The organism is Chryseobacterium sp. JUb7, from assembly GCF_024806495.1.
In the GTDB taxonomy this organism is placed as follows: Bacteria; Bacteroidota; Bacteroidia; order Flavobacteriales; family Weeksellaceae; genus Chryseobacterium.
On the sequence record NZ_JANUFF010000002.1, the window covers coordinates 486,394 to 505,131 of the forward strand.

An 18,738-nucleotide genomic window follows, 5' to 3' on the forward strand; every position below is an offset into this window, starting at 1 on the left:
ATGAATAAAATTATAGATATAGGTCAATATGTAGAAACTGCTATTAATTGGCTCACAGAACACGGAAAACCTTTATTTGATGTTATAAAAAATGTAGGAAACTCCTCGATCATGGGACTTGAATGGGTTTTGGTAAATACTCCTTTTTATGTTATAATTCTCCTTTTTACATTATTAGCCTGGTGGAAAGCCGGAAAAGGCACTGCTATTATGACCGTAACCGGACTTACATTAATATTTTTGATGGGATTCTGGAGAGAAACCATGGAAACGCTGTCGCTTATTTTTGTATCAACGCTTACCGCACTTGTATTATCGGTTCCGTTAGGAATCTGGGCTGCAAAAAATAAATTTGCCGCGAAAATTATTCGTCCGATGCTCGATTTAATGCAAACCATGCCTGCCTTCGTTTATTTAATTCCTGCCGTTTTATTTTTCAGTATCGGTAAAGTTCCGGGAGCTTTTGCTACCATTATTTTTGCCATGCCGCCAGCGGTAAGATTAACAACATTAGGAATTGAAGCGGTCCCGAAAGATATTGTCGAAGCAGCAAGGGCCTTTGGAGCCACCAACCGTCAGATTTTATTTAAAGTAGAACTTCCTTTAGCCACCCAAACTATTCTGGCAGGAGTAAACCAAACCATATTATTATCATTATCAATGGTGGTAATTGCGGGGATGATTGCCGCAGGAGGCCTGGGAGAAAAAGTATTGGAAGGAATTAATAATCTTGATATCGGGTTAGGATTTGAAAGTGGTTTATCTGTTGTGATCTTAGCCATTATTCTCGACCGGATTACTCAGGGATTTGTAAAGAAAAAACAATAATATGAAGAAAATAAAATACCTGATCTTTGCCGCTTTAATTGCCGTTTTAGGAGTATTTAATTCATGTGAAAAACTAAAAAATTCTAAATACATCACCATCGGAATGGTAGACGGCTGGGCCGAAGATGTGGCCATGACCCATGTTGCCAAAGCTATTTTGGATGAGCAGGGATATCATGTCATTATTCAGAAAGCATCCACAGATATGATTCTGGCGTCGATGAATAATGAAGATACCGACCTTTTTATGGGCGTTTGGCTACCTTACACGCACGCTGCAAAAGTGGCAAGATTCCCGGAATTAATTAATCTTGGAACCAATTATGATACCGGCCGTATTGGCTTGGTTGTTCCGGACTATGTTCCCGTTAAATCCATTGAAGAACTGAATCAGCACAAAGATCAATTCAATCACAGGATTATTGGGATTGAAAAAGGAGCCGGAATGACGACTGCTACAGATAAAACCATTGTTGAATATAAACTGGATTATAAACAGATTAATTCATCTACCATTGCCATGATCACTGAGCTCCAAAATGCGATCAAACGTAAAGAATGGATTGTAGTCGCCGGATGGCAACCGCATTGGATGTTCGGAAAGATGAAACTTAAATTTTTGGAAGACCCGAAGAAAACATTTGGTGAAGCCGAACAAATAAAAACGTACAGCAGAAAAAGCTTTGGAAAAGATCATCCCGAATTGGCGAAATTCTTTTCTAAAGTACATTTCGACGATGCCCATATGACGGATCTTCTAACTAAAATGGAAGACAGCAAAGATAAAGAAACTACCGCAAAAAAATGGGTAGAAGACCATCCTGAGCTGGTAAAATTATGGCTGGATAAAAATTAATGGAATCAATTCGTATAAAAATCCTCTGCTCTTCTTGAGTTTGAGGATTTTTTATTGAATTAAACTTAAGCGGATGTCATTGAACATTTAATTTTCTCTCTGTGAATCAATCCCCAATTTACTAATGTTTCTGTCACCGGAAATACAGATTTCCCATATTCTGTCACCGCATACGTCACTGTAATTGGCTTGGTATCCTGAATGGTTCTTGTAATTAATAAATTCATTTCCAGCTCTTTAAGCTCTTTACTCAGCATTTTTGCAGAAATTCCTTCAATTCCTCTTTCAAGCTTTTTAAAATGAATCTGCTGATCCGTTCTGTTTGTTAAATAACGTAAAATCATCAGCTTCCACTTTCCACCCAACACATCCAGACTGTCGCGCATCGCAAACAATTCTTCATTGCAGGTTGCATGTCTTTCTATGCCGTTTTCTATAATATTTGCCATCAATAGTTACTTTAAAGTTACTAGTTACCAATAGTTAACTAGTAGCAAATATAAACTATTCTGTTTTTACCTTTGTTTCAAATGAATGATATGAAAGCAGTGATTTTAAATGAAAACTTTCAATTAAAAGATGGATTTACCGATACATCTCATCCAAAAGAAAATGAAGTTTTAGTACAGATTAAAGCCAGCGGTTTCAATCCTATCGATTATCAGATGCTCGAAAATGAATTGGAAAGAAAACTCATCAGTTCCCCCATTTTAGGACGTGAATTTTCCGGAATTGTAGTTGAAAAAGGAACCAAAGCAACCCAATTCAATATTGGAGATGAAGTTTTTTGTGGAAGCGGTTCTATGGGAAGTAACGGAACGTATGCTGAATTTATAGCAGTTCCGGAAGCGATTGTAGCTTTAAAACCTAACCACATTTCTTTCGAACAGGCTGCTGCCATTCCTTCTGTGGGATTAACAGCTCTTCAGGTTTTCAACCGATTAACTCTTGATAAAAAAAGTACAATTCTAATCACCGGAGCGGCGGGAGGTGTGGGTTCTTTTTTAATTAAACTTTTAACAGCCTATCATTTTCAGAATATTATTGCAACGGTTGGAAATGAAGAGAACCGGCAACTTTTAGTTAAAATCGGATTGAAAAATCATCAAATCATCAATTATAAAGAGAAAGATTTGGTTGAAAATATTTTAAAAGCCAATGATCATCAATCTTTTGACATAGGAATTGATTTGGTTGGAAATAAGATGTCCGAAATTACCGCCGAAGTTCTGAAAATAAATGGAACCTATGTTGACGTTACCGCTTTAACGACAAAAGAATCGCGGGAAATACTTTTCAATAAAGGAAATATCATCATGAATATTTCAAATTACGCATACAGCATGACCAAAAGTTATGATTACTACAAAAATAATTTAAATGAAATCTCAAGATTGATTGAAAACGAAATCATCAGTCCGCCAAATTACAAAACAATAGGAAATCTATCTCTAGAAACAGTTTTGAAAGCACATTATATATTAAAAAATAATCAAACTAAAGGAAATAAATTAATAATGACTCATGAATAAAATACCAAGAAGAATTGTCACAGGAATCAAAGACGGAAAATCGACCATCGTTGAAGACGGAATTGTACAAAATGCCGTAGAGCACTTTCCAAATCTCATTATTTCCGACGTTTGGAATACCCAGCAAATGCCCGCAAACTTAAATTATGAAACCCAGATTCCCAACACAGGCTTTCCGCAAACCCCTAAAAACGGAACCTATTTTCGATATGTTTCTATTCCGCCAGATAAAGAGTTGGGTGTTGAAGTAAAAATTGGAGAACCTCATCCGATGATGCATCAGACACAGACTTTAGACTATATTATTATTCTTTCCGGAGAACTGTATTTAATCATGGAAGAAGGAGAAACGTTGCTAAAACCCGGAGACATTGTAATCCAAAGAGGCACTAATCACGCCTGGAGCAACCGTTCGGATGAGCCTTGTATTCAACTGGCCGTTTTAATTGATGCTGAAGGAAATTAAAAAATCGAAAAATTAGAGATTTAGAAATTATCATTTTCTATAGATCATAAAGCAGAAATTTCCAACAGTTTCTGCTTTAATTTTTCAGGCTTAAATTGTCCTTCATGATAATCAATTAAATTCTGGTTTTCATCCAAGATAATCCACAGCGGATAAACCGGCTGATTTTTATTTTTCGATAAAGCCAAAATCAACTCATGAATTCCGGAATTTCCATTCGGCAGATAATTGAATTCTTTCCCTTGAAAATAAATTTTATCTTTTGTTTTTTCTGCTTCAAAATTGATGAAATAAAATTTCTCATTAATTAATGAAACCAAATCCCGGTCCTTATTTAATTGAAAAAATTCAATCTTACATACAGAGCACCAGCTTGTATAAATATGAATAATAGTAGGTTTAGGATCGTTCTTTTGCTGAATTTCAAGGTCAGAAAAAGTGCCTGTCTTTATCTGTGAAAGATAAAAACAAGGCACCAACATTAAAAATAAAAATATTATTAAAACTTTCATTTATTTTATAAATATATTTTTATCACAAAAGAGACAAAAGATTTCAAACTTTTTAAATGCATTAAAAGTTAACAAAGCATTAAGTTTGAAATTTTATATTTTGTAAACTTTTGACAATCTATTTTTTTATTCTTTCTTTTGCATCTTTTGCTGTAAAAACATTACTTTAAAGTATATTTTACACCCAAAAACCCTCGGATTCTCTGCATCGGAGCATATCCGTACGTAGTATCAAAAGTATAATGGTAAGGATTGTTAACGGGGTCATCAACATTTTTATCAAAAGGATCAAACGGTCTCATCAAAGGATCTTTCGGGGTAAAATTGAAAAGATTTTTAATTCCGCAATATACTTCAAGTCCTGATTTGAAACTTTTAGAAACCTGAATATTGGCCAACGTGTAAAATGGTGAATACTCAGGTCGGTAATCATTCGGCAATACAGGCAATCGCATCGGCCCGTAAAATTGACCTGTAAAATCTATGGTCAGATTATTCTGAAATTTGTAGGTTAAATTATAAGTTCCACTCCATTTTGGAGCGTGAAGCTGCTGAACTTTTCCATCTTCACCATCAAATTTCTGATAAACATCCAAATAGGTGACTCCTAAATTTACACTTAAAGGAAAGTTGAAATTATAATCCAAATTCAGAGAAGCACCTCTTGAAATCCCATAACCATGAAGATTATCGTAAATAATTTTTTCAGGATCCGTATCAAAATCACCGACAATTTTATTGCTGAAATACGTGTAAAATACTGAAGCATCCAAATTAATTAACTTATCACCAACAGGTATTTTCCATACATAATTTAAATTTCCGTTGATTGATTTTTCAGGTTTTAAATCTGATTTAATCACCACATCACGCGATCCTGTTAAAGCGGCATGATCTTCCGTGAATAAATTTACGACTCTGAAACCTGTTCCAAAATTAAACCGCAGCGTATGATAAGGATTGGGAGAATACTTCCATGCAAAACGTGGAGAATGCACCGCATGATGTATTTTATCATAATCAAATCTATATCCCAGCAATAATGTATTTTTTTCATTAATCTCCCACTGATCCTGAATAAATGCCCCAAAAATAGGCGACTTCATTGGCTCATTAACAAGTCCGTCACTCGATAAAGTTCCCGGTGTATTGTCGTCATAATATGTTTTTTTGAAAGTCAGTCCCACAATCAAATCATGGCTTCCCAGTTTTTTATCCCAATATGTCTGAGTAAAAGCGACTTTTTGAGTTGCTTCAAAAGGATTGCTTCCATAAAATGAATTCTGATCATGAAAATTATACGAAAACTGAGTGATTATATTTTCTTTCATAGGCCATTGATATACCCCGAAAACCTCTACTCTATTAGTATAAATGCTTTCACCATAGACCTCATCACTTCCGCGATATGATTTATTCCACTGCATTTCGCCACCAAAGCGGTCTTCATACAGATATCTTAATGCAAAACTTGCCAGTCGGTTTTCCTTTCTCTGAAAATTCCATTTATTAAAAATCGAAATTCTGTTTTGCAAGGCAGCATCTGTAAAATTATCTTTGTTCTGATCTATCCTTTTTTCATAATTGAAATAATTCAAACTTAATAATGAAGCGACATTTTTTCCGAAATTAAATTTTGTTGACAGGTCTACATTATTTTCGCTCCAGGTGCTGGTCATTACATCTACACTTAATCTTGGGGCAGTCAGCGCATTTTTAGTGATAATATTGATCACACCACCCATTGCTTCAGATCCATAAATTGAAGAAGCGGGACCTTTCACTACTTCAATTCTGTCAACCAGACTGTTGGGAATCCCACTCAATCCATAAACTGTCGAAAGCGAACTTACTATCGGCATTCCGTCAATCAAAATCATTGTATAAGGACCTTCCAAACCATTGATATGAATATCTCCGGTGTTACAAACTGAGCAATTCAGCTGAGGTTTGACCCCATTTACCATAGCTATGGCTTCAAAAATATTCGGTGTAGGGTTTTTCTGGAAAAACTTTTGGCTGTAAATCTCTACAGCCACCGGACTTTTTGATTTGCTAATTGGCTTAATGGTACCGGTAACTACCACATCATCGATATCTTTTGTGCTTATGTTGTCTTTTAAGATTTTAACCGAATCCTTTTTTACAGGTTGGTTTAAACGCAAACTATCAGCTTCTTGCGAAAAACAATACCCGGAAAAAAAGATGGCAGAAAATAATATTCGCTTCATGAAATTAAAATTGTTAGACAAAACTAACAATTATTTTTAGAATAGCAAAACTTAGCGAAAAAATGTTTTTAATTTGAATTCGTGAAAAAATATTAAATTTGAGAGTCAACATATAAAAGTAAAATGAGATATCATCAGTCGGGAAATATCCCACAAAAAAGGCATACGATTTTCAAATCTCCTGAAGATAAATTTTACTATGAACAGCTTTTCGGAACAGAGGGTTTTCATGGGATTTCTTCTTTATTGTATCACATTCACCGCCCCACTCAGATCAAGTCTATTGGTGAGCCTAAAGATGTGAGCCCGAAAATTGCCATTGATAAGAATGTAACACCTAGAATGTTTAAAGGAATGAATGTCACTCCTGAAGATGATTTTATGTACAGCCGTAAATTTTTAATGGTAAACAATGACTTGAAAATGGGATTGTCAAAGCCTAGAAAATCAATGGATTATTTTTACAAAAATGCTGAATGTGACGAACTTTTATACGCTCACAGCGGAAGCGGAATATTAAAAACCTTTGTAGGAAATCTGGAATTTTCTGTTGGTGATTATTTAATTATTCCAAGAGGAACAATTTATCAGGTCGAATTACATTCTGATGATACCGTTTTCTTTGTGGTAGAAAGTCATTCTCCGATTTATACACCAAAGAGATACAGAAATGAGTTTGGGCAATTATTGGAACATTCGCCATTCTGCGAAAGAGACATCATCGCTCCTACTTTTGTTGAGCCAAAGGATGAAAAAGGAGAATTCTTAATTAAGGTAAAAAAGGAGAATCAAATCACCGATTTTATCTACGCAACGCATCCATTCGATGTTGTAGGCTGGGACGGGTATTTTTATCCTTATAAATTCAATATCAAAAATTTTGAACCCATTACAGGAAGAATTCACCAACCTCCTCCGGTGCATCAGACTTTTGAGGCACATAACTTTGTGGTTTGTTCGTTCTGTGCAAGAATGTATGACTATCATCCACAGGCGATTCCGGCACCTTATAATCACTCCAACATAGATTCTGATGAAGTTTTATTCTATACTGAAGGTGATTTTATGAGCCGTAACCACATTGATTTAATGGACTTCACGCTTCACCCGGGAGGAATCGTTCACGGGCCTCATCCAGGAGCTATGGAAAGAAGTATCGGGAAAAAATTCACTGAAGAATATGCGGTAATGGTCGATCCTTTCCGTCCTTTAAAAATCACAGAAGAAGCATTGAAAGTTGAAGATCCGTCTTACAAAACTTCATGGCTGGAGGAATAATGATATTCAAAAAATAACCTAGCGGTTTTAAAAACTGACCAGGATTTAAATATAAAAAAGGACTAATTGCTAAGCATTTAGTCCTTTTATTTTAAAATCTGCTTGATATAAATGTAAGCAGTTTAATTACATCGAAAATTAATTTTAGATTTTTATCTGAAGCTTTTTCTCACTTTTGCTAGGCGCTGTTTTTATTAGTTTACAGCTGCGGCGGCGAAGCCGCCGCAGCTGTAAACTAATAAAACTTAAATATGTCTTTCAATCGGCCTTATGATTGCAGCCAGCTACTTAAAGACTTCCAGAATATGACAAATGTTTTAAAAAAAGCAGGTCAGTTTTATGGTAAATAAACGCAATATGAAGTATCTTTAAGAGATTAAAATTTAAAACTTTAATATGCATAATTATATTAGCGCAGAAGAAGCCATTTATACGATCAAAAGTGGAAACCGCGTGTTTTTTCATGGAAGTGCATGTACTCCGAATTACTTAATTGATGAATTGGCGAGGCAATCTCACCGACTGGATAATGTAGAAATGGTTTCTATTACCCAACAGGGAAATGTAGAAATCGCAAAACCCGAATACCAGGACAAATTCTTTGTGAATTCATTATTCGTTTCTACACCCGTGCGTGATGCCGTAAACTCGGACAGAGGAGATTTTGTTCCTGTCTTTTTAAGTGAGATTCCTATTTTATTCAGGAAAAATATTTTGCCGCTGGATGTAGCGCTAATTACCGTTTCTCCTCCGGACAAACATGGTTTCTGTACATTGGGAACTTCGGTAGATGTAGCAAGATCTGCTGTTGATACAGCAAAAATAATTGTTGCCATCGTTAATCCTTTGATGCCCCGAACTCATGGTGACGGTATGCTTCATATCAGCAAAATTCATAAACTGGTTTGGCATGAAGAAGAGCTTCCGACAGTAGATTATGGAGCAAAAGTAGGTCCTGAGGAAATGGAAGTAGGAAAGAATGTAGCTGAATTAATTGAAGACAGATCTACCCTTCAGATGGGAATCGGAACTATTCCTGATGCTGTTTTAAAATGTTTAGGAAATCACAAGGATCTTGGGGTTCACACCGAAATGTTAAGTGACGGGGTGGTTGATTTGATTCAGAATGATGTCATCAATAACAAATATAAAGGATATCATAACAACAAGACCATTACAAGTTTCTGCTTTGGAACGAGAAAATTATATGATTATGTAGATGACAATACTGTTTTTGCATTCAATGATGTAAGTGCTGTCAATTTTCCTATCAATATCATGAGAAATAAAAAAATGGTCGCCATCAATTCTGCCATTGAAATTGATTTGACAGGTCAGGTGTGCGCTGATTCTATCGGAACAATGCAATACAGCGGAATTGGTGGTCAGATGGACTTTATGAGAGGCGCTGCATTAAGCGAAGACGGAAAACCAATTATCGCCATCACTTCTAGAACGAAAAGAGGAGTTTCCAGAATCGTTCCTTTTCTTAAACAGGGAGCCGGGGTAGTAACAACAAGAGGACATATTCACTGGGTGGTTACAGAATACGGAACAGCTTATTTATATGGAAAAAATCTTCGACAGAGAGCTCAGGAATTAATCAGTATTGCGCATCCTGATGACAGAGAAATGCTTGAGAGAGCAGCTTATGAGAGATTCAAGCATTAGTCATAAGATTATTTTTCGCCATTACTTAATATGAACTTAAAAAAACGTAAATTTAACTTAACATAAAAAAATCGCAAATATAGCTTAAGGTTTTGGCAATATTTTTGATAAAACCTTTTAAACATTGGAAATTGAAGACTATATATAATTCTATAAGAGAGGAGGTTGTAAAACATTCTAAAGTGAAAAATTCTGTTTTGGGGAATGTTAAGGAGTGGAAAAGAAGCCATTATATAATTCTTTCCGAAATCATAAAAGATGAATTGTCTGAAGCTGAAGAATTAAAAGGCGGAAAAAAATTTGAGATAGGAAATACAATTTCACATGTTACCTTACAGCGGTTTTTTGAAAATGATTATCAGGATAAAACGCACAATGATCTGAGGTTTCTAAAGACACTCGATAAGATCTGCATATTTTTAGGGTATAAAGATCTTAATGCATACATCCAATTTGTAAAAGAAAAGATGAAAGTGACTGAAGAAAATGACCATCAGTTTTTTTTACAGATTGTCTATGATTACTGTGCGCTGGCTTTCGAATTTTATAAAGAATTCCCGAACCACAAGACGGACTTATTAAAAGATCTTGTCTTTAATGATTCGCCTTTTTTAGAGAGAGCATCACAATTCAGTAAAGAACTGTGCGACAGAGATTTTCATTTAGTTACAAAAAATAACCGTTCCAATTATGAAGTTTTTGATATTCATATGGTAACAGATGAGCCCGAAAAAAAGATCTTAGAATCTCAGGAATTCTGGAATCTTTTATTTAAAGTCGGAGAATCCGGTGAAGAACATTTTGTCAATCAGTTAAACACTCAGATTTACTTTCTACGAAAAATCGATAACGTCTGGAAGATCTGGGATAATTATAATCCTGATGCAGGAAGATTGAACAAAAAAGTTGAAATTATATAAGAAAGCCGTAGAATATTCTACGGCTTTCTTGTTTCGAAATACTTTTTTCTCACTTGTCTTTGATACAAATATATAGATAATTAAACACCGCATAGTGAACTTAAGCATACTTAAATGAACTCTTCTTTATCTTGAGATAATCGATAACTAACGATTGTTTGGTTATATTTTTCGTATTTGTAAGAAATTCGTAATTTGCATACCCAGAATATAAAAGTAAAAATAGAAAATATGTCAACACTTACATTTGCCGAAAAAATTGCTCAAGCAGAGAATTTTTTACCTATTAACGGTACAGATTATATTGAGTTTTATGTAGGAAATGCAAAACAGGCTGCACACTATTACAAAACCGCTTTCGGTTTTCAGTCTGTAGCATATGCAGGTCCTGAAACAGGAGTGAGAGATCGTGCATCTTATGTTCTTCAACAAGGAAAAATAAGATTGATTTTAACTACAGGTCTTAAGTCTGATTCACCGATCAATGAGCACGTAAAAAAACACGGTGATGGAGTGAAGATTTTGGCACTTTGGGTAGATGATGCTTACAAAGCTTTTGAAGAAACTACAAAAAGAGGTGGAAAACCTTATTTAGAGCCTGTAACACTTACCGATGAGCATGGTGAAGTAAGAATGTCCGGAATTTATACGTACGGAGAAACAGTACACATGTTTGTAGAAAGAAAAAACTATACAGGTCCGTTCATGCCAGGTTATGAAAAGTGGGAAAGCGCTTATCAGCCGGAAGAAGCAGGATTATTATACGTGGATCACTGTGTAGGAAACGTAGATTGGGACAGAATGATTCCAACTGTAGAATGGTACGAAAAAGTAATGGGCTTTGTAAATATTCTTTCTTTTGATGATAAACAGATCAATACAGAATATTCTGCTTTGATGTCTAAAGTAATGTCAAACGGAAACGGATTTGCAAAATTCCCGATCAATGAGCCTGCAGAAGGTAAAAAGAAATCTCAGGTTGAAGAATATCTTGATTTCTACGAAGGTGAAGGTGTACAACATATCGCTGTGGCAACAAAAGATATTATCCACACAGTAACCGAACTTAAAAAACGTGGTGTAGAATTCCTTTCTGCTCCGCCAGAGGCATATTATGATATGGTTCCAGAGAGAGTGGGCCATATTGATGAAGATCTTAAGAAACTTCAGGATTTAGGTATACTTATTGATCATGATGAAGAAGGATACTTATTACAGATCTTTACGAAGCCTGTAGAAGACCGTCCTACTCTATTCTTCGAAATTATTGAAAGACACGGTGCACAGAGTTTCGGTGCCGGTAACTTCAAAGCATTGTTCGAAGCATTGGAAAGAGAGCAGGAAAGAAGAGGAAATCTTTAATTTTAACAACAATACAGAGTTTTGTCAGGATGAAAAATCTTGACAAAACTTTTTTTATGAAACACATTATTATGAAAAAAATTATTATCGGAATTTCATTTTTTGGAGCGACATTGGGTTTAAAAGCGCAATACGGAACATTAAATGATATCCTTACCAGACTTGAAGAAAGAAAAGGAGTTAATCAGAATCTGGAAAATGTAAACATTGATAACAAAAAATTTGTTTACATAAAAGACGAAGCAGATCATACAGAAAGAGATTTTATTGTCATTAAAGGAAACAAAGTCACTTATGTGGAAGTTTTTGATGATAAAGCTACCGGAGAAACAAGTTCTAATGTCTTTTCGGGTGATATTATAAGAAATAAAAAAAATATCTTTTCTTTGAGAGCAGATGTGCTTGAAAATAAAAAAGTGCCAATTCCGGTTACTAAGACTTTATTGCTGACCAAGCAGGATGATATTTTATACCTTATCGATATCAACACAAGAGCCAGATGGATCGATGAAGCCTCTTATTCAAAGGTGAAAAAAAAATAAATATTACGGATTTGTCATTGCGGTAAGCAAAACAGTCTCCTGAACACAAATACTCAGCTTTTTTCAGAATATCACCAATAATCTATTCGTGTATGCAGAAAAATTAGTGAATAGTCGTGTTTCGAGAAGTCCGAAATATTTGAAAAGTAAATTGTAACGGATTATTTTAATTCAAATTAAATTCTAAACTTATGAAATCATTTGTAGAGTATTCCTCAAATTCGGATTTTTCAATACATAATATCCCGTTCGGAGTAGCGGTTTTCAACAAAGAATATATCGGATGTTGTACAAGAATCGGAGATCAGGTCGTTGATCTTGCGACCTTATATGATCTTGGATATTTTGAAGAAATAGAAGGTCTTGATGACAATATTTTTGAAGCCTACACTCTAAACGAGTTTATCGAACTTGGAAAGCCTGTAACGAATGCTGTTCGTTTAAAAATTCAGGAATTATTACAGGAAGGCTCCACATTGTCAAAGGATGAAAAAACAATCGAAGATGCATTCTACGATTTAGACAAAGTGAAAATGATGATGCCTGTGCACATTCCGAACTATACCGATTTTTACAGCAGTATCGAACACGCGACTAATGTCGGAAAAATGTTCAGAGATCCTGCCAATGCATTGCTTCCCAACTGGAAACATCTTCCTGTAGGTTACCATGGCAGAGCTTCATCAATTGTGGTATCAGGTACTGAAATCAACCGCCCGAAAGGTCAGACAAAACCAGCAGATGTAGAAAAACCTATTTTCGGACCTTCTAAACAATTGGATTTTGAATTGGAAATGGCTTTTATCATCAACAAAAATACAGAGATGGGCGAAAGTATTTCTACAAAAGATGCGGAAGACGCAATTTTCGGAATGGTCGTTTTCAATGACTGGTCTGCAAGAGATATCCAATCTTGGGAATATGTTCCACTGGGGCCATTCCTTGCTAAAAACTTCGGTTCATCAGTTTCTCCATGGGTGGTAACTTTAGAAGCACTGGAGCCATTCAGAACAGCTTCTCCTACTCAGGATCCGGAAGTTTTAGATTATCTGAAATTTGAAGGAGATAAAAATTACGATATCAATCTTGAAGTATATTTACAGCCTGAAAATGGGGAAGAAAACCTTATTTCAGAAAGTAACTACAAGTTTATGTACTGGAATATGACCCAACAATTGGCTCATCACACGGTAAACGGCTGTAACGTTGAAGTTGGAGATATCTATGCAAGCGGAACTATTTCCGGAAGTGATCCAAAATCTTTCGGCTCAATGCTTGAGTTAACCTGGAGAGGTCAGAACCCAATACAATTAAGCAACGGACAGGAAAGAAAATTCATCGATGACAACGATACAGTAACAATGAAAGCCTGGGCTGAAAAAGATGGAGTAAGAGTTGGGTTTGGTGAAGTAAGTGGAAAAATTATTCCAACGAAATAATTATAATTTTAAATTAAACAAATAACTGAGATGCTTTGACTTCGCTCAGCATGACATTTCTAATATTAACTGAGATAAGCGCAATGTTTTAACAGTCTATTTTTAGCGATGATGTCATGCAGAGCTTGTCGAAGCATCTTTTTTCAATTTATATTTTTTAGTATTCAACAAACATGAAAACAGTAATCCCCTCCGAAATAACTTCCGTACAATTACAAACCATTATGCAGACTGCCGTTTCACCGCGTCCGATTGCTTTGGCTTCAACCGTCGATAAAAATGGTAATATCAATTTATCGCCTTTCAGTTTTTTCAATATGTTCAGTACCGTTCCTCCGATTTTGATTTTTTCACCATCAAGGAGAGTTCGTGATAATACCACGAAGCACACGCTGGAAAATGTTTTGGAAACTTCAGAAGTAGTCATAGGAACAGTAAATTTTCCGATCGTGCAGCAAATTTCATTGGCGTCAACAGAGTATGAAGGTGGCGTAAATGAATTCATAAAATCTGGCCTTACAATGAAAGATGCAGATCTTGTTAAGCCTAAATTAATTGAAGAGTGCCCTGTAAACTTTGAGTGTAAAGTTTTAGAAGTAAAATCTTTAGGAGATCAGGGCGGAGCAGGAAATCTGGTCATTTGTGAAGTTCAGAAAATCCATATCAGAGAAGAATATTTAAACGCAGAAGGAAATCTTGATCAGAAAAAACTGGATATGGTAGCCCGTTTAGGAGGAAACTGGTATTCGAGAAGCAACGAAAACAACCTTTTTGAAGTACCTAAACCTTTGGTAACAAAAGGAATTGGTTTTGATCTTCTGCCGGATGCTATAAAGTATAGCAAAGTTTTTACCGGAAATGATTTGGGAATGCTGGCCAATGTAGAAGTCTTACCATCAGAAAACTGTCACGAAGATGAAAATATTCATCAGGATGCTCAGAAACTACTGCTTGAAAGTAAAATTGAAGAAGCCTGGAAGGTTTTAACTAAATAATTTTGGATGGAAGTCAGAAGTGGGAAGATGGAAGTTTTCAAACTGTGAAAATATCCGGAACAATTGTAGCCTCCGCCTTCCCACTTCCTTCTTCCAGTCTTTATTCATTCACAATTTTATCGTTGATAAATTCAATTGATTTTTCTACCACTTTACTCAGGTCACCAGGTAAATTCTCTTCTTCCCAAGGTTCTTTCGCGCCAAAAGTATGATTCGCATTTTCGATTAAAAACAATTCCGAATTTGGATGCAAAATATGAAGATGTTCTGCGTTTTTCACCCCTACACTTTCATCATTTGTACCATGAATAATTAAAAAGTGAGCTTTTGCCATTTCAGTTGCTCTTTCGACATCAAAACGGTGTTCATTTTTTTCAAAGTCTTCAAAAAACTGATAATAATGAGGCATTTCCTGTTTTGTCCGTCCGTTTACAACATAATAAACACCGGCTTTCTTCCAATTCTCGAAAGCTTCATTTTTAGGAAAACGTTCCAGAGAATCAACACTTGCTAAGGTAATCAATCCGTTAATTCTTTCATCTTCATAAGTATTAACAATAGAAATCCCTCCTCCTCTGCTGTGTCCGATTAAAATAATTTTCTGGTCATCAACCTTAGCATCTTTAACGAAATAGTTGATCACTGCCAGCAAATCAGAAAGTTCTTTAGAATAATTATTATTTCCGAAAGCTTCCAGATCAGCAAAATTGTGAGGATCCTCAACAGTTGTTCCATTGTGGGAAAAATTAAACTTTACAAAGAAAAATCCTGCTTCTGCAAATTTTTCGGCCATTAGATTCCATGCTCCCCAGTCCTTGTAACCTTTATAGCCATGAACAAAAACGATCAACGGTAACTTTTTTTCTGTTTCAGGGTAAAATGCGTCCGCCAAAAAATTTCTGGTTTCCGGATTTGAAATGATAATATTTTGCTTTTTTGTGATTTTCATATTTTATACTTAATTATATTTTTCAAACCTCTGTATACTTTGTCATTCCATGAGAATTTCTGTGATGACAATTCACAGCAGAATCCCAAAATTATCTGTAAAGGTTTTTATTAATTTAATCAAATTTGATTTTTCACTTAAAAATATTAAAAATACAGATAAACACAAAGTAAAATCTTATTTTTGCTGTATGTTGGATTTAAGAACAATAACCGTCATGCGTTACATTTTGCCACTTCGTGAAGGAGGTTCGCTTCCGGCTTTGGCAGAGGCTGATGATGATTTTAAATATGTTTTAAAATTTCGTGGTGCAGGTCACGGAGTTAAAATGTTGATTTCTGAATTATTAGGTGGAAAAATAACGGAAGCTTTGGGATTAAAAATTCCTGAACTTGTTTTTATCAACCTAGATGTAGATTTTGGAAGAGCCGAAGCTGATGAAGAGATTCAGGATTTATTAAAAAATTCCGAAGGTCTGAATTTGGGACTGCACTATCTTTCCGGCTCAATAACTTATGATCCCAGCATTACCATTGACCCTCTTCTGGCGTCAAAAATCGTTTGGCTTGATGCGTTTATCACCAATATTGACCGTACCTTTAAGAACACCAATATGCTGATGTGGAATAAAGAATTGTGGATCATAGACAATGGTGCTTCTTTTTATTTCCATCATTCCTGGCAAAATTTTGATACGGCTGCTAAAACGCCGTTCAAATATGTAAAAGACCATGTTTTGCTTCCACAGGCGAAAATGCTGGATGAAGCAGATCACTTTGCAAAAAAAGTTTTAAACGAAGAGCTTTTCAGAGAAATCGTCAATTTGATTCCTGAAGATTGGTTGCACTGGAATGATGCTGATGAAACCCCGGAAGAAATCCGTGAGATCTATTTCAACTTCCTTAAGACAAGGTTAGAAAATTCTGAAATCTTTTTAAACGAAGCCAAAAATGCAAGAGGATAAAATATACGAATATGCTGTAATACGCCTGGTGCCGAAAGTTGAAAGAGAAGAGTTTTTCAACATAGGATTGGTGATGTTTTCTAAAAAGGAAAAATTCATCAAAGTGGAATTTTATTTATGTCCGGATAAATTTAAGTTGATGCACAGCAAGCTGGATTATGATGACATTATTCAAAACCTGGAAAGTTTCAAAAAAATAGCCGAAGGAACTAAAGATGGCGGACCGATTGCGCAATTTGAAATTCCTGAACGTTTCCGCTGGCTGACAGCTGTAAGAAGCTCAGTCGTTCAGACTTCCAGACCTCATCCTGGAAAATCCAAAGATCTTGAAAAGACTTTTGGTAAACTTTTTGAGGAGTTAGTAAAATAACAACACTTCAAAAAATATTCTATGAAATCAATGAATCACAATATAATTTACAGGTTTTCTATAAACCTGTTTTTTGTGTTTTTTCTGGGCTTATTTAATTTCGGATTTTCTCAAAACCAAATTGAGTCGAAAACTCCAAAGAGTATACTTCTTCCGGAAAAAACCTCTTTTTCAGAAAATGTAGTTTATAAAACCGATGACAAAGGAAACTCTTTACATCTAGATATTTACAAACCTAAAAATACATCTTCTGAAAAGCTGCCTGTAGTCATTTATGTACATGGTGGCGGCTGGGTTGGCGGCGATAAAATCATTCATGCAGATACCTATATTGAAAATACGATTCTGAAACTGGTTGAAAAAAACTATGCTGTCATCAGTATAGATTATACTCTGGTAAGCAAAGACGTTCATTTTCCGGCTCCAGTCAATGACACCAAAGATGCAGTAAGATGGGTAAGAAAGAATGCTGATCAGTATCATTTTGACCCTAATAACATTGGGTTATTCGGAGCATCTGCCGGTTCTCATCTATCAATGCTTGCTGCTTATACCCAGGATAATGAATTTGTAGGAGCTCCGGAACTTTCCGGCTATTCTGCAAAAGTAAATTATGTTGTCAATAATTTCGGACCGACAGATTTAAACAAACTTTTGCTTACCCGAATCGGAAGATTTCCGGTATTTATTGTCGGGCTATTTTCTAAAAAAATTGTTAGCCTGAGAGAAAATCTGATTCGCGGAATGTCCGGCTATGAAATTAAAGATGACAAGAGAAAAGTAGTAGATTATTTTAAAACGATCTCTCCGATCACTTATGTTGACCATGCAGTTCCAACGCTTATTTTACAGGGAAATAAAGATAAGATTGTCCCTTTAAAACAATCCAAAAAACTTCAGAAAGCACTTCAGAATGAGAATATGAAAAACTCATTAACTGTTGTGGAAGGTGGAAATCACGGTTTCAGAACCACAGATAAGGCTTATCTTGATCAGCTTGTTGATGAAATGGTAGATTTTATTGTTGCACAGAAAAAATAATCAATTGTCTGGCTCTTCGTACAGCTGGCTTCCCCAAAACTGAACATCTCTTTCTACCAGATTCGAATGGTAAAAGATCTCTTTTACCTCTTCTATAATTTTGGAAACAGCATTAGGATCCGAAGTTCTGATTCTTGTTTCATGGTTGTCCTTTACGCCACTACCCGTAAAATTAAGAGAACCCATATAAGCAATTTCATCATCAATAATGTAAATCTTACTATGAATGAATGTTTTATTGAAAGAATTTCCACTATTCGGAGAAACAAATACTTTAAAAGGAAAAAGCTGTTTGTAGGTATAATGATAAACTTTTGTTCTTTTTATTTTTTTAACGACAGAATCCCTTACAAAAAACATTAAAGCAATAAGAATAAAACCATATGCAAATTTAAAATTGTTTAAAAGATATATTAAAGGAATCAAAACAACTCCAAGTCCGATCATTGCAAAAAGCAAGGTTCCTGATAAACTGACAAGACTGTCTCGTGTTTCCTTTGCCTTTTCATCTACATGTTTATGCTGAATAATCAACTTATGAATATTTTTGTCATAACCGTAAAAATCTTCGATTTCATCACTTGTAATAAGCCTGATATTGATCCCTCTGGAATGAAGATCAATTAATTCTTTGATCAAAAAAGGAGAAAGATAAGGAGATACAATTTTCACATTTCTCTTTGCATTTCTTATATCCTGCATCAGCTTTGCGCCTGCACTTTTCCCTATATAAATATCACAGATTGCATTATTATAAAATACTCCCATTGTTCGAACTCAAT

General features: G+C 35.2%; 19 protein-coding genes. 14 read left to right on the forward strand and 5 right to left on the reverse strand.

Features of this window, described 5'->3' with window-relative positions; all coding sequences use genetic code 11:
• A complete protein-coding gene (locus M2373_RS05805; RefSeq protein WP_259108554.1) occupies window positions 1-828 on the forward strand; it encodes a proline/glycine betaine ABC transporter permease in 828 nt (275 codons plus the stop codon).
• 1 nt (window position 829) lies between these two features.
• Entirely contained in the window at window positions 830-1,684 is an 855-nt protein-coding gene (locus M2373_RS05810) for a glycine betaine ABC transporter substrate-binding protein (protein ID WP_259108555.1), read from the forward strand.
• Between the two features lie 65 nt (window positions 1,685-1,749).
• Here the strand turns inward: M2373_RS05810 and M2373_RS05815 are convergent, their stop codons facing one another.
• The gene (locus tag M2373_RS05815) at window positions 1,750-2,133 is read right to left on the reverse strand and encodes a helix-turn-helix domain-containing protein (protein ID WP_259108557.1); all 384 of its coding nucleotides are present in this window, start codon (window positions 2,131-2,133) and stop codon (window positions 1,750-1,752) included.
• 90 nt (window positions 2,134-2,223) lie between these two features.
• Between M2373_RS05815 and M2373_RS05820 the strand changes: the two genes are divergently transcribed.
• Window positions 2,224-3,216, forward strand: a complete 993-nt coding sequence (locus M2373_RS05820) for an NADP-dependent oxidoreductase (protein WP_259108560.1) — start codon at window positions 2,224-2,226, stop codon at window positions 3,214-3,216.
• Window positions 3,209-3,682 carry a cupin domain-containing protein gene (locus M2373_RS05825; RefSeq protein WP_259108562.1) on the forward strand — a complete coding sequence of 158 codons (474 nt, stop codon included), beginning with the start codon at window positions 3,209-3,211 and terminating at the stop codon, window positions 3,680-3,682. The genes M2373_RS05820 and M2373_RS05825 overlap by 8 nt, the downstream gene beginning before the upstream one ends.
• A 44-nt stretch (window positions 3,683-3,726) precedes the next feature.
• On the opposite strand, the gene M2373_RS05830 is transcribed toward M2373_RS05825, so the two are convergent.
• Both M2373_RS05830 and M2373_RS05835 read right to left on the reverse strand, forming a co-directional pair.
• Window positions 3,727-4,194, reverse strand: coding sequence for a thiol:disulfide interchange protein (locus M2373_RS05830; RefSeq protein WP_259108564.1), 468 nt, complete (start codon window positions 4,192-4,194; stop codon window positions 3,727-3,729).
• A 161-nt stretch (window positions 4,195-4,355) separates the two neighbouring features.
• Complete coding sequence (locus M2373_RS05835; protein WP_259108566.1) at window positions 4,356-6,425, reverse strand: TonB-dependent siderophore receptor; 2,070 nt, start codon at window positions 6,423-6,425, stop codon at window positions 4,356-4,358.
• A gap of 123 nt (window positions 6,426-6,548) precedes the next feature.
• Here M2373_RS05835 and M2373_RS05840 point away from each other — a divergent pair, with 123 nt between their 5' ends.
• From M2373_RS05840 to M2373_RS05870, 7 genes are all read left to right on the forward strand, one after another.
• Window positions 6,549-7,703 carry a homogentisate 1,2-dioxygenase gene (locus M2373_RS05840; protein ID WP_259108567.1) on the forward strand — a complete coding sequence of 385 codons (1,155 nt, stop codon included), beginning with the start codon at window positions 6,549-6,551 and terminating at the stop codon, window positions 7,701-7,703.
• 396 nt (window positions 7,704-8,099) lie between these two features.
• Window positions 8,100-9,374: an acetyl-CoA hydrolase/transferase family protein gene (locus M2373_RS05845; protein ID WP_259108568.1), complete on the forward strand. Its 1,275-nt coding sequence runs from the start codon at window positions 8,100-8,102 to the stop codon at window positions 9,372-9,374.
• A gap of 131 nt (window positions 9,375-9,505) precedes the next feature.
• Complete coding sequence (locus M2373_RS05850; RefSeq protein ID WP_259108569.1) at window positions 9,506-10,294, forward strand: hypothetical protein; 789 nt, start codon at window positions 9,506-9,508, stop codon at window positions 10,292-10,294.
• Between the two features lie 231 nt (window positions 10,295-10,525).
• Window positions 10,526-11,656, forward strand: a complete 1,131-nt coding sequence (gene hppD / locus M2373_RS05855) for a 4-hydroxyphenylpyruvate dioxygenase (RefSeq protein ID WP_259108570.1) — start codon at window positions 10,526-10,528, stop codon at window positions 11,654-11,656.
• A gap of 71 nt (window positions 11,657-11,727) precedes the next feature.
• Complete coding sequence (locus M2373_RS05860) at window positions 11,728-12,198, forward strand: hypothetical protein (protein ID WP_259108571.1); 471 nt, start codon at window positions 11,728-11,730, stop codon at window positions 12,196-12,198.
• A gap of 191 nt (window positions 12,199-12,389) precedes the next feature.
• A complete protein-coding gene (fahA, locus tag M2373_RS05865; protein ID WP_259108572.1) occupies window positions 12,390-13,637 on the forward strand; it encodes a fumarylacetoacetase in 1,248 nt (415 codons plus the stop codon).
• Between the two features lie 173 nt (window positions 13,638-13,810).
• A complete protein-coding gene (locus M2373_RS05870; RefSeq protein ID WP_259108573.1) occupies window positions 13,811-14,632 on the forward strand; it encodes a flavin reductase family protein in 822 nt (273 codons plus the stop codon).
• Between the two features lie 100 nt (window positions 14,633-14,732).
• Here the strand turns inward: M2373_RS05870 and M2373_RS05875 are convergent, their stop codons facing one another.
• Window positions 14,733-15,581 carry a S9 family peptidase gene (locus M2373_RS05875; RefSeq protein ID WP_259108574.1) on the reverse strand — a complete coding sequence of 283 codons (849 nt, stop codon included), beginning with the start codon at window positions 15,579-15,581 and terminating at the stop codon, window positions 14,733-14,735.
• A gap of 190 nt (window positions 15,582-15,771) precedes the next feature.
• Here M2373_RS05875 and M2373_RS05880 point away from each other — a divergent pair, with 190 nt between their 5' ends.
• The 3 genes from M2373_RS05880 to M2373_RS05890 are packed head-to-tail and all read left to right on the forward strand — an operon-like array spanning window position 15,772 to window position 17,956.
• A complete protein-coding gene (locus M2373_RS05880; RefSeq protein ID WP_259108575.1) occupies window positions 15,772-16,545 on the forward strand; it encodes a HipA family kinase in 774 nt (257 codons plus the stop codon).
• Complete coding sequence (locus M2373_RS05885; RefSeq protein ID WP_259108577.1) at window positions 16,532-16,915, forward strand: DUF3037 domain-containing protein; 384 nt, start codon at window positions 16,532-16,534, stop codon at window positions 16,913-16,915. The genes M2373_RS05880 and M2373_RS05885 overlap by 14 nt, the downstream gene beginning before the upstream one ends.
• A gap of 30 nt (window positions 16,916-16,945) precedes the next feature.
• Entirely contained in the window at window positions 16,946-17,956 is a 1,011-nt protein-coding gene (locus M2373_RS05890; RefSeq protein ID WP_259108579.1) for an alpha/beta hydrolase, read from the forward strand.
• Here M2373_RS05890 and M2373_RS05895 read toward each other — a convergent pair whose 3' ends face one another.
• Window positions 17,957-18,724, reverse strand: a complete 768-nt coding sequence (locus tag M2373_RS05895) for a phospholipase D family protein (RefSeq protein WP_259108581.1) — start codon at window positions 18,722-18,724, stop codon at window positions 17,957-17,959.
• Window positions 18,725-18,738 lie beyond the last annotated feature (14 nt).

Coding starts and splice junctions, on each gene's coding strand:
- M2373_RS05885 (WP_259108577.1), top strand. CDS start 16,532: ATGCAAGAGGATAAAATATACGAATATGCTGTAATACGCCTGGTGCCG.
- M2373_RS05845 (WP_259108568.1), top strand. CDS start 8,100: ATGCATAATTATATTAGCGCAGAAGAAGCCATTTATACGATCAAAAGT.
- M2373_RS05880 (WP_259108575.1), top strand. CDS start 15,772: ATGTTGGATTTAAGAACAATAACCGTCATGCGTTACATTTTGCCACTT.
- M2373_RS05820 (WP_259108560.1), top strand. CDS start 2,224: ATGAAAGCAGTGATTTTAAATGAAAACTTTCAATTAAAAGATGGATTT.
- M2373_RS05835 (WP_259108566.1), bottom strand. CDS start 6,425: ATGAAGCGAATATTATTTTCTGCCATCTTTTTTTCCGGGTATTGTTTT.
- M2373_RS05895 (WP_259108581.1), bottom strand. CDS start 18,724: ATGGGAGTATTTTATAATAATGCAATCTGTGATATTTATATAGGGAAA.
- M2373_RS05830 (WP_259108564.1), bottom strand. CDS start 4,194: ATGAAAGTTTTAATAATATTTTTATTTTTAATGTTGGTGCCTTGTTTT.
- M2373_RS05805 (WP_259108554.1), top strand. CDS start 1: ATGAATAAAATTATAGATATAGGTCAATATGTAGAAACTGCTATTAAT.
- M2373_RS05825 (WP_259108562.1), top strand. CDS start 3,209: ATGAATAAAATACCAAGAAGAATTGTCACAGGAATCAAAGACGGAAAA.
- M2373_RS05815 (WP_259108557.1), bottom strand. CDS start 2,133: ATGGCAAATATTATAGAAAACGGCATAGAAAGACATGCAACCTGCAAT.
- M2373_RS05870 (WP_259108573.1), top strand. CDS start 13,811: ATGAAAACAGTAATCCCCTCCGAAATAACTTCCGTACAATTACAAACC.
- M2373_RS05860 (WP_259108571.1), top strand. CDS start 11,728: ATGAAAAAAATTATTATCGGAATTTCATTTTTTGGAGCGACATTGGGT.
- M2373_RS05810 (WP_259108555.1), top strand. CDS start 830: ATGAAGAAAATAAAATACCTGATCTTTGCCGCTTTAATTGCCGTTTTA.
- M2373_RS05875 (WP_259108574.1), bottom strand. CDS start 15,581: ATGAAAATCACAAAAAAGCAAAATATTATCATTTCAAATCCGGAAACC.
- M2373_RS05890 (WP_259108579.1), top strand. CDS start 16,946: ATGAATCACAATATAATTTACAGGTTTTCTATAAACCTGTTTTTTGTG.
- hppD (WP_259108570.1), top strand. CDS start 10,526: ATGTCAACACTTACATTTGCCGAAAAAATTGCTCAAGCAGAGAATTTT.
- M2373_RS05840 (WP_259108567.1), top strand. CDS start 6,549: ATGAGATATCATCAGTCGGGAAATATCCCACAAAAAAGGCATACGATT.
- fahA (WP_259108572.1), top strand. CDS start 12,390: ATGAAATCATTTGTAGAGTATTCCTCAAATTCGGATTTTTCAATACAT.